Annotated in this window: 13 protein-coding genes; 3 read left to right on the top strand and 10 right to left on the bottom strand. The window is 70.9% G+C overall.

Going from position 1 to position 13,039, the window contains the following annotated elements; translation table 11 throughout:
• Positions 1-121: 121 nt before the first annotated feature.
• Positions 122-1,936, bottom strand: coding sequence for a S9 family peptidase (locus BZL64_RS33545; protein WP_086772872.1), 1,815 nt, complete (start codon positions 1,934-1,936; stop codon positions 122-124).
• Positions 1,937-2,071: 135 nt separating this feature from the next.
• On the opposite strand from BZL64_RS33545, the gene BZL64_RS33550 reads away from it, so the two are divergent.
• Positions 2,072-3,001: an SURF1 family protein gene (locus tag BZL64_RS33550; RefSeq protein WP_086772883.1), complete on the top strand. Its 930-nt coding sequence runs from the start codon at positions 2,072-2,074 to the stop codon at positions 2,999-3,001.
• Here the strand turns inward: BZL64_RS33550 and BZL64_RS33555 are convergent.
• From BZL64_RS33555 to BZL64_RS33575, 4 genes are all read right to left on the bottom strand, one after another.
• Positions 2,962-4,194, bottom strand: coding sequence for a hypothetical protein (locus tag BZL64_RS33555; RefSeq protein WP_341868845.1), 1,233 nt, complete (start codon positions 4,192-4,194; stop codon positions 2,962-2,964). The two genes, BZL64_RS33550 and BZL64_RS33555, sit on opposite strands and share 40 nt — an antisense overlap.
• Positions 4,191-4,859, bottom strand: coding sequence for a SigE family RNA polymerase sigma factor (locus BZL64_RS33565; protein WP_167396234.1), 669 nt, complete (start codon positions 4,857-4,859; stop codon positions 4,191-4,193). The genes BZL64_RS33555 and BZL64_RS33565 overlap by 4 nt, the downstream gene beginning before the upstream one ends.
• Before the next feature lie 480 nt (positions 4,860-5,339).
• On the bottom strand, positions 5,340-6,392 hold the full coding sequence (locus BZL64_RS33570) for an aspartate-semialdehyde dehydrogenase (protein WP_086772875.1): 1,053 nt from the start codon (positions 6,390-6,392) through the stop codon (positions 5,340-5,342).
• Positions 6,389-7,666 (bottom strand): aspartate kinase, encoded by a 1,278-nt coding sequence (locus BZL64_RS33575; RefSeq protein WP_086772876.1) that lies wholly within the window; start codon positions 7,664-7,666, stop codon positions 6,389-6,391. The genes BZL64_RS33570 and BZL64_RS33575 overlap by 4 nt, the downstream gene beginning before the upstream one ends.
• Positions 7,667-7,872: 206 nt before the next feature.
• Between BZL64_RS33575 and BZL64_RS33580 the strand changes: the two genes are divergently transcribed.
• Together BZL64_RS33580 and BZL64_RS33585 are read left to right on the top strand one after the other, a co-directional pair.
• Positions 7,873-8,553, top strand: a complete 681-nt coding sequence (locus tag BZL64_RS33580; RefSeq protein ID WP_086772877.1) for a response regulator transcription factor — start codon at positions 7,873-7,875, stop codon at positions 8,551-8,553.
• Positions 8,550-9,911: a HAMP domain-containing sensor histidine kinase gene (locus tag BZL64_RS33585; RefSeq protein ID WP_086772878.1), complete on the top strand. Its 1,362-nt coding sequence runs from the start codon at positions 8,550-8,552 to the stop codon at positions 9,909-9,911. Before BZL64_RS33580 ends, BZL64_RS33585 begins: the two co-directional genes overlap by 4 nt.
• Before the next feature lie 24 nt (positions 9,912-9,935).
• Here BZL64_RS33585 and BZL64_RS33590 read toward each other — a convergent pair whose 3' ends face one another.
• The 5 genes from BZL64_RS33590 to BZL64_RS33610 form a co-directional block, all read right to left on the bottom strand.
• The gene (locus BZL64_RS33590; protein ID WP_086772879.1) at positions 9,936-10,433 is read right to left on the bottom strand and encodes an SgcJ/EcaC family oxidoreductase; all 498 of its coding nucleotides are present in this window, start codon (positions 10,431-10,433) and stop codon (positions 9,936-9,938) included.
• Between the two features lie 143 nt (positions 10,434-10,576).
• The gene (locus BZL64_RS33595; protein WP_086772880.1) at positions 10,577-10,768 is read right to left on the bottom strand and encodes a hypothetical protein; all 192 of its coding nucleotides are present in this window, start codon (positions 10,766-10,768) and stop codon (positions 10,577-10,579) included.
• Between the two features lie 168 nt (positions 10,769-10,936).
• Positions 10,937-11,596, bottom strand: a complete 660-nt coding sequence (locus BZL64_RS33600) for a DUF5063 domain-containing protein (protein ID WP_086772881.1) — start codon at positions 11,594-11,596, stop codon at positions 10,937-10,939.
• Positions 11,589-12,188, bottom strand: coding sequence for a recombination mediator RecR (recR, locus tag BZL64_RS33605; protein WP_086772885.1), 600 nt, complete (start codon positions 12,186-12,188; stop codon positions 11,589-11,591). The genes BZL64_RS33600 and recR overlap by 8 nt, the downstream gene beginning before the upstream one ends.
• Positions 12,189-12,341: 153 nt before the next feature.
• Entirely contained in the window at positions 12,342-12,686 is a 345-nt protein-coding gene (locus BZL64_RS33610; protein WP_086772882.1) for a YbaB/EbfC family nucleoid-associated protein, read from the bottom strand.
• Positions 12,687-13,039 lie beyond the last annotated feature (353 nt).

The raw sequence follows: 13,039 nt of genomic DNA on the forward strand, positions 1-13,039 counted from the left end.
GACCGGAGACAAGCAACCCGCGGGACTCCGCCCCCACAACCCCAGCGGGGACTCCGCCCCCTGCACCCCTGGCCACGGACCGGAGACAAGCAACCCGCGGGACTCCGCGCCCCAACTGGGGCTAGCGGAGGTGCTTCTTCGCGAAGGCCAGTTCCAGGGCTACCTGCTTGATGCGTTCGTCCACCACCAGGGAGCCGTGGCCCGCGTCGTAGCGGTAGACCTCGTGGGGGGCGCCTCTTGATTCCAGGCGGGTCACGTAGTTGTCGATCTGGCGGATGGGGCAGCGGGGGTCGTTGACTCCGGCCGAGATGTAGACGGGGGCCTTGACCTCGTCGACGTAGGTGAGGGGGGAGGAGGCCTTGAAGCGGTCGGGGACCTCTTCGGGGGTGCCGCCCAGGAGGGTGCGGTCCATGGCCTTCAGGGCTTCCATCTCGTCGTCGTAGGCCGCGACGTAGTCGGCGACCGGGACCGCCGCGATGCCCATGGCCCATGCCTCGGGCTGGGTGCCGAGGCCCAGGAGGGTCAGGTAGCCGCCCCAGGAGCCGCCGGTGAGGATGAGGCGGTCGGGGTCGGCGAGGCCGGAGGTGACCGCCCACTCGCGCACGGCCGCGATGTCCTCCAGTTCGATCAGGCCCACCCGGTGCTTCAGGGCGTCCGTCCAGTCGCGGCCGTAGCCGGTGGAGCCGCGGTAGTTCACGCGGACGACCGCGTAGCCGTGGTCGATCCAGGCAGCGGGGCCGGCCGCGAAGGAGTCGCTGTCGTGCCAGGTGGGGCCGCCGTGGATGTCGAAGACGGTGGGGAGGGGGCCGGTCGCGCCGGCCGGCTTCTGGACCAGGGCGTGGATGCGGCCGCCGGGGCCCTCCACCCACACGTCCTCCACCGGCACCGAGCCGGGGGACTTCATACCGGGCGGGTCGAGGACCGGCTCGCCCGTCGTCGAGCGGACGGTGGGCGGCTCGGCCGCCGAGGACCACAGGTACTCGACGCTGCCGTCGGGGCGGGCCGTCGCACTGGAGACCGTGCCCGGCGGGGTCGGCACGCGCACGAGTTCCCGGCTCGTCAGGTCGTAGCGGAACAGTTCGCCGCGGGCCTCGAAGCTGTGCGAGACGAGGAGCCCGGAGCCGTCCGGGTACCACTCCGCGCCCACGTCGCCCGGCAGGTCGAGGGCCAGGTCGGTCCGCTCGTCCGTCGCCACGTCCCACACCATCGGCTCCCAGCGGCCCCGGCGCTGGTGGCCGATGAGCAGGCGGGTGTCGCCGGCGACCGGGGCGAAGCCCAGCACCTCGAGGCCCAGCTCCCGCGTGCCGCCCTCGGTGTCGTCGAGTTCGGCGACCGTGGAGCCGTCGGGGCGCAGGACGCGCAGCGCGGAGTGCATCGCGTCGCCGTGCTCGGTGTGCTCGATCGCGATGAGCGTGCCGTCGTGGGACAGGTCACCGACGCCCGCCGACTCGCGGTGGCGGTACAGCTCCACCGGTGCCTCGGCGAACCGCGCGACGTGGATCGTCGTACCGTCCTCGTCGGTCGAGCGGCCCACCACCGCCGTACGGCCGTCTCTGCCCAGGGCCAGGCCCGCCGGGTACGAGGGGTCGAGGCCCGGTGTCGCCAGTTCGTCCTCGCCGCCCGCGAAGGGCTGGCGGCGCCAGACCCCGAACTCGTCGCCGTCCTTGTCGTCGAACCACCAGATCCAGGCGCCGTCCGGGGAGAGCACGCCGTCCGTCGTGCCGTTGGCCCGGTTCGTCACCTGACGCTGTTCGCCGGTGGACCGGTCCCAGGCATACAGCTCGTACGTCCCTGTCGCGTTCGACACGAACAGGGCGCGGTCCGGAGCGTCCTCCGCCCAGTCGGGCAGTGACACCCGGGGCGCCCTGAAGCGCTTCTCCCAGTCCGGCATCTCCTCGTACCGCTGCGGTGCGGCGGACCCGTTGCTCTCAGTCATGGCCCCATAGTGCCCGCCCCGGCGGACCTCGGAGCACCAAGGTCTCCAGCCTGTGGACAACCCGGGCCCTGGGGACAACTTCTTCACCCACCCCCGCAGGCCGACTTCCGTGTCCCGCCCCGTACCGTTGTGGGCGTGTACCGGTTTCTGCTGACGCCCCGTTGGTGGGGGATCAACGTCTTCGTCCTGCTGGCCATCCCCTTCTGTGTGTTCATGGGGTCCTGGCAGCTGAGCCGGTTCGAGGCGCGCGTGGACGACCAGCGCACCGCCGAGGCACAGGCCGACTCGGCCCGTACGGAGACACCGCGCCCGCTGGCCGAGATGCTGCCCGTGGACAAGGCCACGTACGGCAAGCGGGTCACCGCGAGCGGGCGGTACGGCGAGCAGTTGCTCGTCCCGGACCGCGAGCTGGACGGCCGGCAGGGCTTCTACGTGCTGACGCTGCTGCGCACCGACGGCGGCAGAACCCTGCCCGTCGTGCGCGGCTGGCTGCCGGGTGCGGCGGATGCCGCCAAGGCCCCGGCCCCGCCGGCCGGCGAGGTCAGCGTCACCGGCGCGCTCCAGGCGTCCGAGACGCCGGGTGATAACGGGGTGAGCGCCCAGGGCGGGCTGCCTCCCGGCCAGACCGGGGCGATCAGCACGGCCTCGCTGGTCAACCTCGTCGACGACGACCTGTACGACGCCTGGGTCACCCTCGGCACCGCCGACTCGGGGATGACGGCGGTGCCCGCGAGCGCGCCGAACGGCACCGGGCTGGACCTGAAGGCGTTCCAGAACCTCGGCTACACCGGCGAGTGGTTCGTGTTCGCCGGGTTCGTGGTGTTCATGTGGTTCCGGCTGCTGCGCCGCGAGATCGAGTTCGCGCGGGACGCGGAGCTGGGCATCACCGAGCCGGACGCGCCCACGTCACCCGAGGCGGCCCGGTCACCCGAGGCCGGATCGCCCACGGCCGAGGCCGAGGCCGAGGCCGAGGCCGAAACCGACGCCGCCGCGGACGCCGCAGCAGCAGCAGCAGCCCAGCCCGCTCAGGAAGCCGACGTGGAAGCCAGCACGCCCGTCCGGTAGACCGTCCCGGCGCACGCGTTCGACACCGTCGCGCTCGCGGTCGGCGAGCCGCCGTCCGCCGTGTACGTCACCAGAACACCGCCGTCGACCGTGCCGTCCGCGGTGAACAGCTGCGGGGCCGTGCCGGTGACGCCACCGGTGGTGCCGCTCGTGGCGCTGCTCTGCTCGCTCGGGGAGGGCGCCGGGGACGACGAGGGGCCGCCGGTGTCGCCGCCGTTGCCTCCGTCGGCCGGGCAGGTCTCGGAGGGAACCCAGGCGAACTTCACGTCGTACGCCGATCCCGGGGCGAGGACCAGCTGGGAGACGTAGAGGGACGGGTCGGGCAGGCCCGCCGCCGCGTCGCCGGAGGTGTGCTCGACGAGGCTGATCTTCGCGGGGTCGGCGGCACCCTGGGCGCCTGCCGTCACGGACACGCCGCCGCCGACGGTGCAACCGCTGTCGGAGACGTTGACGACGCGGAAGGTGCCGTAGACGATGCCGGCCGCGTCGGGGACATCGACGGCGGCGCTGGAGTCTCCGAGCTGGGACGGGGTGCAGGCGGGGGCGTCTGCCTGGGAGGTGGCGGCGGGGTCGGTGCCTTCGACCGCGCCGGTCGCGCTGTCGGAGTCCTTCTGGCCCGCGGTGTTCCCGGTACTGTCCGGGTCCGGGCTGCCGGTGGTGCCGGCGGAGTCGCCGATCTTGCCGGATGAGCCGCCGTCGGGGCCCTTGCCCGCATCGGCGCCGCCCTGGGCCTGGGAGGCCTGACCGGCGATGGAGGGGTTGGCGTCGGAGCCGCCGGAGTTGGAGACGTGCAGCAGGGCGGGGACGGCGGTGCCGACGAAGAGGGCCGCTGCGGCCATTCCGACGGCGGCCTGGCGCTTGCGGGCCCGGCGCGCGGGGACGGCCCGCCGGAGGTGGTCCAGCGTCCCGTCGACGGGCTCCATCTCCTGGACGGCCTGGTGCAGCATCCGGCGCAGTGCCAGCTCGTCCGAGTCGAGCCCTTCGGGGCTCTGGTCGTCGAGGTGGTGGTTCACAGTTCCGTTCCCAGCGTGTGGTTGCTTCGGTTCTTGCTCGTGCGGTTGCAGCTCGCGCAGCTCTTGCGCGGGCGGCTCCTGTGCGGGCGGCTTCGGTGCCGCCGTCGGGTCGTGCGACGCGTACGGCTCGTGCCGCTCACGCGTGTCCTCGCCGTCGGGTTCCTCGCCTCGCGCGCTCACGCCGCCGCCCCCATGGCGACGCGCAGGGCGGCGATGCCGCGGGAGCCGTAGGCCTTGACCGAGCCGAGCGAGATGCCGAGGGTCGCGGCGACCTGGGCCTCGGTCATGTCGGCGAAGTAGCGCAGGACGAGGACCTCGCGCTGGCGGCGCTGGAGGCCCTTCATCGCCTGGATGAGGGAGTCGCGCTCCAGCAGGTCGTAGGCACCCTCCTCCGCGCTGGCCATGTCCGGCATCGGCTTGGAGAGCAGCTTCAAGCCGAGGATGCGGCGGCGCAGGGCGGAACGGGAGAGGTTGACGACGGTCTGGCGCAGGTAGGCGAGGGTCTTCTCCGGATCGCGGACGCGCTTGCGCGCGGAGTGGACGCGGATGAAGGCCTCCTGGACGACGTCCTCGCAGGAGGCGGTGTCGTCGAGGAGGAGGGCGGCGAGACCGAGGAGCGAGCGGTAGTGGGCCCGGTAGGTCTCGGTCAGGTGGTCGACGGTGGTGCCGGCGGCGGCCACCTCGTCGGTGTCACGCTGGCTGGGTATGCGGGCGGGCCGCGCTGCGGGCATGGGCGCGATCACCGGCATGCCGCCGGGCGCGCCGGGCATGCGGGGTCGGAGGGCGCCGCGGGGCGGCCGTAGGGCCGTGCCGCGGATCGCCGGGAAGTCGAGTACCTCTGCCACGCCTGTTGGACACGCTCACCCCCCTCGGGGTTGTACGTGCCGACGGCGGGATTTGCGCCGGACGACGCGACGCCCGCCCGCGCCGGTACTCCGGACGCCCGTCTCGCACCCGCCGGCAGCCGCCCGGACGGCGTCTCCCATGCCCTCATGTGTCCCGCTCTTCCCCTGTATGCCATTTGAACGGGCGTCCCCACGCCCTGATCCCGGCGTCCCCAAACGCCGTGATCACCCGACCGCGCACCCGCGAAGGGTGACGACAAAGACGCTCCCCGCGCTCCGCGTGGTTGCGGAGGGCGGGGAGGAATCTCGGGACGAAGCTCCGGATGAATCTTCGGACGTCAAAGGTGTCCGATACAAGTGGTTGCGGCCATCGACCGCCTCACACCCGGTGCGACAGATCCTACAAACGCCGCAGCTCGTAGCCAGCGGATTTACGGCCGTCGGCCTCCGCAGCGTCAAGCGTTGCGCCCGGCGCCGACGTCACGCGTGCTCCGCCGCCAGCAGTTCGGCGATCTGCGCGGTGTTCAGGGCGGCTCCCTTGCGCAGGTTGTCCCCGCACACGAAGAGTTCCAGCGCCGTGGGGTCGTCGAGCGCCCTGCGCACCCTGCCGACCCAGGTCGGGTCGGTGCCCACGACGTCCGCGGGTGTGGGGAACTCCCCGGCGGCCGGGTTGTCGAAGAGGACGACACCGGGGGCGGTGGCGAGGATCTCGCGGGCGCGGTCGACGCTCACCTCGTCCTGGAAGCGGGCGTGGACGGTGAGGGAGTGCCCGGTGATCACCGGTACGCGCACGCAGGTCACGGCGACGGGCAGCTTCGGCAGACCGAGGATCTTGCGGGTCTCGTCCCGCACCTTCATCTCCTCCGAGGACCAGCCGTCCTCGCGCAGCGACCCGGCCCACGGCACGACGTTCAGCGCGACCGGTTCCGGGAAGGGTCCCGTCCGGTCCCCGACGGCCCGCCGTACGTCACCGGGGCTGGTCCCCAGTTCCGTACCCGCGACCATCGACAGTTGCCGGCGCAGTGTCTCCACCCCGGCCCGGCCCGCCCCGCTGACCGCCTGGTACGACGAGACGACCAGCTCGCGCAGGCCGAACCCGGAGTGCAGCGCGCCCAGCGCGACGATCATCGACAGGGTGGTGCAGTTCGGGTTGGAGACGATGCCGCGCGGCCTGTTGCGCACCGCGTGCGCGTTGACCTCGGGGACGACGAGGGGCACGTCCGGGTCCATCCGGAAGGCGCCGGAGTTGTCCACGACGACCGCGCCCCTGGCGGCGGCGAGCGGCGCCCACCGCTCGGCGACCTCGTCCGGCACGTCGAACATCGCGACGTCGACGCCGTCGAAGGCCTCCTCGGTGAGCGCCACCACCTCGACCTGTTCGCCGCGCAGGGCCAGCTTGCGGCCGGCCGAGCGCGGCGAGGCGATCAGTCGGATCTCGCCCCAGACGTCCGCGCGCTGGGACAGGATCTGCAGCATGACCGTGCCGACCGCTCCGGTCGCTCCCACGACCGCGAGCGTCGGTCGTCGGGTCATCGCCCGGTGCCCCCGTAGACGACGGCCTCGTCGCTGTCGGAGTCGAGCCCGAAGGCGGTGTGCACGGCGCGCACGGCCTCCGGCACGTCGTCGGCGCGGGTGACCACCGAGATGCGGATCTCGGAGGTCGAGATCAGCTCGATGTTGACGCCCGAGTCGGACAGCGCCTTGAAGAAGTCGGCGGTGACGCCGGGGTTCGTCTTCATGCCGGCGCCGACGAGGGAGATCTTGCCGATCTGGTCGTCGTAGCGCAGCGACTCGAAGCCGATGCCGCCCTTGTTCTTCTCCAGGGCGTCGAGCGCCTTGCGGCCCTCGGACTTCGGCAGCGTGAAGGAGATGTCCGTGAGGCCGGTGGAGGCCGCGGACACGTTCTGCACGATCATGTCGATGTTGATCTGGGCGTCGGCGATCGTCCGGAAGATCGTGGCCGCCTCGCCCGGCTTGTCCGGCACGCCGACGACCGTGACCTTGGCCTCGGAGGTGTCGTGCGCGACACCGGAGATGATGGCCTGCTCCACCTGCTTGTCCCCTTGCTCGATCGACTCGCTGCTGACCCAGGTGCCCGGAAGTCCGCTGAAGGACGAACGGACGTGGATCGGGATGTTGTACCGGCGGGCGTACTCCACACAGCGGTGGAGCAGCACCTTCGACCCCGAAGCGGCCAGTTCGAGCATGTCCTCGAAGGAGATCCAGTCGATCTTCCGGGCCTTCTTCACCACGCGCGGGTCGGCGGTGAACACGCCGTCGACGTCGGTGTAGATCTCGCACACCTCGGCGTCGAGGGCCGCCGCGAGAGCCACGGCGGTGGTGTCGGACCCGCCGCGCCCCAGCGTGGTGATGTCCTTGGTGTCCTGGCTGACGCCCTGGAACCCGGCGACGATGGCGATGTTGCCCTCGTCGAGCGAGTCACGGATCCGGCCCGGCGTGACATCGATGATCCGGGCTTTGTTGTGGACCGAGTCGGTGATGACACCTGCCTGGCTGCCGGTGAAGCTCTGGGCCGAGTGGCCCAGGTTTTTGATCGCCATGGCCAGCAGGGCCATGGAGATCCGCTCTCCGGCGGTCAGCAGCATGTCGAGCTCGCGCCCGGCAGGGATCGGGGATACCTGCTCGGCGAGATCGATCAGCTCGTCCGTCGTGTCGCCCATCGCGGAAACCACGGCCACCACCTGGTGGCCGTTCTTCTTGGCTTCCACGATCCGCTTGGCGACACGCTTGATGCCCTCGGCATCGGCTACGGAGGAGCCTCCGTACTTCTGCACGACAAGGCCCACGTGCGCTCCTCGCTCAGTTTGTCCTTTTCCGCACATACGCCCTTGTACTGCGGTCGGCTCAGTCTAACGAGCACCCGAAATCCGCCTCCGGGTCGCCGCATGGTGAGACTCCCGGAGGCGGTCCGGGCAGGTCGTCCAGGACACTCCCTGCCCACTGACGCCGAAGTGATAGCTGTGAATTAAGTTTCAAGCACTATCGTGCGGCTGTGCGTGTACTCCTGGTGGAAGACGACGAGCCGGTCGCCGAGTCCCTGCGGCGCGGGCTGAAGCGGTACGGCTTCGAGGTCGAGTGGGTCTCCACGGGCGCCGCCGCCCTGGCCCACCCCGGCCCCTACGACGTCGTCCTCCTCGACCTCGGGCTGCCCGACACCGACGGCCTCGACGTCTGCAAGGCCCTGCGCGGGCGCGGCGACGTGCCGATCATCGTGATCAGCGCCCGCAGCGACGAGACGGACCGGGTGGTCGGCCTGGAGCTGGGTGCCGACGACTACGTGTCCAAGCCGTTCGGCGTGCGCGAGGTCATCGCGCGCATACGGGCCGTCATGCGGCGCGCCCAGCCCCGTACGGCCGAGGCGGCGGGCCCCGACCGGTACGGCTCCCGCCTGACGATCGACCGCAAGGGGGCCCGCGTCCACCTGGACGGCGAGGAGGTCACGCTCACGCCGAAGGAGTACGACCTGCTGGCCTTCCTCACCGAGGAGCCGGGCGCGCTGATGTCGCGCGAGCAGATCATGGAAGCGGTCTGGGACGCGAACTGGTTCGGGCCGACCAAGACCCTGGACGTGCACGTGGCGGCGCTGCGGCGCAAACTCGCCGGGGTGATCAGCATCGAGGCGGTGCGCGGGGTCGGCTTCCGCCTGGAGATCACCGGCGGCACCGCGTCATGATCCGTCAGCTCATCCGCAGCTACGTCCTGCTGGTCGCCGTCGGCCTCGGCCTGTTCACCGTGCCGGTGGCCTTCACGCTCACCGCCCAGCTGCGCGACGACACCGAGCTGTCCGTGAAGCGCGAGGCCACGACCATGGCGCTGCTGCTGGGCAACGGCGACACCGCGTCCTGCCAGGCCCTGGAGGAGATGGCCAGGGCCTACGCCGAGGAGACGCACGACGAGGTGCAGGCCACCGCCACCGCCCAGTGCGCCACCGGACTCCCCCGGCCGCGGCAGGACGCGGCCCTCACCGACGCCCTGGAACAGGGCGAAGGGACCACCGACTGGGGCTCCGACTTCATCTGGGGCCGCGACCTGGTCATCACCGCCCCGGCGAGCCAGGACGGCCGGCCCGTCGGCGCCGTACGCATCGTGTACTCCACCGACAACCTCACCCACCGCCTGTGGACGATCTGGGGCTTCAGGGCCGGACTCGCGGTGGCCGTCCTCACGGTGGCCGCGCTGATCGGCGCGGTGGTCGCCCGGCGGCTCACCGCCCCGCTGCGCCAGCTCAACGACATGGCGAGCAAGCTCAGCGACGGGGACCTGACGGCCCGCGCCCCCGTCACGGGTCCCCAGGAGACACAGACGCTGGCCCGCACCCTCAATCAGGCAGGTGAGCGCCTCGACACCCTGGTCGCCTCGCAGCGGATCTTCGTCGCGGACGCCTCCCACCAGCTCCGTACGCCGCTCACCGCGCTGCGGCTGTCGCTGGACAACATCGCCGACGGTGTCGACGACGAGTTCGTGCGCGAGGACGTGGAGCAGGCGACCGCCGAGGTGGTGCGGATGAGCCGGCTGGTCAACGGGCTGCTGGTGCTGGCCCGTGCCGAGGCCAAGGTGGCGGCCGCGGAGCCGTTGCCGCTGCGGGACATCGTCAGCGAGCGCCTGTCGGTGTGGAGGCCGGCCGCCGACGAGCGCGGAGTCACCATCGCGCTCAGGGGGAGTGCCGACGACCGGCCGCTCGTGCTGGCCACCACCGGTCATCTCGACCAGGTGCTGGACAACGTGCTCTCGAACGCCCTGGAGGTGTCACCGGACGGCGGGACGATCACCGTACGGACCGAGGCCCGCGGCAGCACGGTGCTGCTGGAGGTCCTCGACGAGGGTCCCGGCATGTCCGACGCGGAGAAGTCCCGCGCCTTCGACCGCTTCTGGCGCGGCCAGGGCCTGACCGGACGCTCCGGCTCCGGCCTGGGCCTCGCCGTCGTCAAGCAGCTGCTGACGGACGACGGCGGCACGGTCACCCTCGCGGACGCCCCGGGCGGCGGCCTGTGCGTCCGGATCACGCTGCGGGCGGGGCAGCGTACGGGCTGAAGGGGGGACACCCCGAATGCGCCGTCAGCCCTCCGGCATCGCCGAGGAGTGGTGGTTGACGATCTTCCAGGTGCCGCCGCGCTTCTCGTACTCGTACGTGTAGCGGGCCTCGACGACGCTCTTCTCGCCGGTGTCGTGGTCGGTGAGGGTGAACTCGTAGACGCCGGTGTCGATCGCGGAGTTGTCGTCGAGGACGGTGACGATCGTCCGGACCTTCTTGCCGACGGGCTTGTTCTCCAGGAAGTGGTCCATGTAGTCGACGATTCCGGCGCGGTCGGTGCGGACCTCGTTGGAGAGGGTGGGCAGCAGGACCGCGTCCTTGGCGTACAGGTCGGCCACCTTGTCCGAGTCCCCGGTGCCGAGCGCGGCGTTCCAGGCGTCGAAGAGGGACGCGATCTGCTTCTTCGTGGGCCTGGGGGACTTCTCGGGGCCGGCCACACCGACTCCGACCGTCACCGTGGCAGCGGTGACGACAGCGGCGGCGGTCACGAGGGCGGCGCGTATGCGGGTCTTGCGAGTCATCGCAACTCCTGTGCGGGAAGTGCCTGTTGGGATGACTCAAGACTCGCGTCCGGCGGGTTAGTGCCCGTCCAGCCGTCGTACAGGGGACGTGCAAGTCCCCTCCAATTAACGAGGGGGCCGCTCTGCTCGACGAGGGGGCCGCTCTACCGCGTGACCGCTTTCCCGCCGCGGTCGCGGATCAGGCTGACGCCGGCGCCGAGTGACACGACGCCCATGCCGACCGCCGTCATCACCCCCTGCGAGCCCTCGATCGCGAAGGGGGCCACGGCGGCGACGGAAAGGTTGAAGAGGAAGAGGAACCACAGGGCGGGGCGGGAGGAGAGCAGCTTCTTCATGGCGGTCGTCCTTGGGGATCGGGATCTTCGCTTGCGAGATCAACGATCCCTTTTCCGGGCCGCCGCAACGAGGTGGCACCCTCCCCGAACGATGGTGTAGCCCGTTACACCCCACACCCCTGAGGCGGATCCCCCGACCCGCGGCGGCCGGGAAAAAGTCGTCGGGCCCTAGCCGACCCGGCCCGATCCCAGCTGGCCGCCGATCTCCTCGGCCATCACGCGGCCCGCCTCGAACTCCAGGGTGTCGTCACCGTCGCCCTGGTCGGTGTCCAGACCGTCCAGCTCCTCCAGGGGCTGGTTCAGGCGGACGTGCGCCAGGACCGAGTGGAGGGCGCGCAGGGTCGCCGAGGCCGTGGTGCCCCAGTTGGAGAAGTAGGAGAACTGCCACCACCACAGCGCCTCCGAGGTACGGCCGGCCCGGTAGTGGACCATGCCGTGGCGGAGGTCGGCGATGACGTCGGCGAGGTCGTCGGAGATACGGGCCGGGACGGGCGCCTTACGGGGCTCGTACGGGTCGAAGACCTCGGAGTAGACGTCGACCGGCTCCAGGAGACGGGCGAGGTTCTCGCGCAGTTCGTCGGCGTCCGGCTCGAATCCGGGGTCGGGCTCGTAGCGCTCGTCGGGGACGATGTCCTCGTGCGCGCCGAGACGGCCACCGGCCAGCAGCAGCTGGGAGACCTCCAGCAGGAGGAAGGGGACGGCCGAGTCCGGCTCGTCGCCCTTGGCGACCTCGGAGACGGCGACCAGGAAACTCTCGATCTGGTCGGCGATCTGGACCGCGAAGTCGTCCGGGTTCTGCTCGGTCGCGTGCAGCTTGGCGTCAGACATCTAGAAGTCGTCTCCCCTCGAAGGCGCGGCCGAGTGTGACCTCGTCCGCGTATTCCAGGTCGCCACCCACTGGGAGGCCGCTGGCCAGGCGGGTGACCTTCAGGCCCATGGGCTTGATCATGCGGGCGAGGTACGTGGCCGTCGCCTCGCCCTCGAGATTGGGGTCCGTGGCGAGGATCAGCTCGGTGACCACGCCGTCCGCCAGGCGGGCCAGGAGTTCACGGATGCGGAGGTCGTCCGGGCCCACACCCTCGATGGGGCTGATCGCCCCGCCCAGCACGTGGTACTTGCCGCGGAACTCACGGGTGCGCTCGACGGCGACGACGTCCTTCGGCTCCTCGACCACGCAGATGACGGAAAGGTCGCGGCGGGGATCACGGCAGATGTTGCACAGCTCCTCCTGCGCCACATTGCCGCAGGTCGCGCAGAAGCGGACCTTCGCCTTGACCTCCATCAGGCACTGCGCGAGACGCCGTACGTCCGTCGGCTCCGCCTGGAGGATGTGGAAGGCGATCCGCTGCGCGCTCTTGGGACCGACGCCGGGGAGCCGCCCCAGTTCGTCGATGAGGTCCTGGACCACGCCTTCGTACAACGGACTGCCGTCCTTCCTGGGTTTCTTGCAGTACGTACGGTAGTTGGCCGCCACCCGTCCTAGGAAGGCGGTGTGAGCCTCGCGCGGGCGACGAACACCAGAACGGCCGGGCCCGGACGGTGCCGGGCAGGGCCGCGACAGGGCGGAACCGGGTCAGAAGGGCAGACCCGGAATGCCGCTGCCGCCGCCGAGGCCCTGCGCGAGCGGGCCGAGCTTCTGCTGCTGAAGGTTCTGCGCGTTCTCGTTGGCCGCCTGGACAGCCGCGACGACCAGGTCGGCAAGGGTTTCGGTGTCCTCGGGGTCCACCGCCTTCGGGTCGATCTTCAGGGCACGCAGTTCGCCGGCGCCCGTCACCGTGGCCCGCACCAGGCCGCCACCGGCCTGACCGTCGACCTCGGTGTTCGCCAGCTCCTCCTGGGCACGGGCCAGATCCTGCTGCATCTTCTGAGCCTGCTGAAGCAGCTGCTGCATGTTGGGCTGGCCACCACCGGGAATCACGATCAGCTCCTCTTCCAGACGTCGGTCGGTGCGGGTTTTTCCCGCTCGGCACGAGCCTACGTGGTCTGTGCGGGTGTCGCCCCAGCACTCTTTCGAGTGAGTCTCGGGTGTGGCCTATACCTGATCAAGGCCCACTTCCGGGCGGAAAAGAGGCGAAACCTTCCTCTTCGCCACCCATTGGGAGGTAGGAAAGGGTCCGGCGCATCAGCATCGGGCGCATCGATGGGCATCGGGCGCATCGGCGTAGGCCGGCGGGCGTCGGCGTGCGTCGGCGTGCATCACCTGCGATCAGGTGTTACGTCAGGCGATCGGTCCGTATCAGTCGGGATCAGTCCGTATCAGTCGGGATCAGT

Source organism: Streptomyces bobili, from assembly GCF_002154575.1.
GTDB classification, from domain to species: domain Bacteria; phylum Actinomycetota; class Actinomycetes; order Streptomycetales; family Streptomycetaceae; genus Streptomyces; species Streptomyces bobili.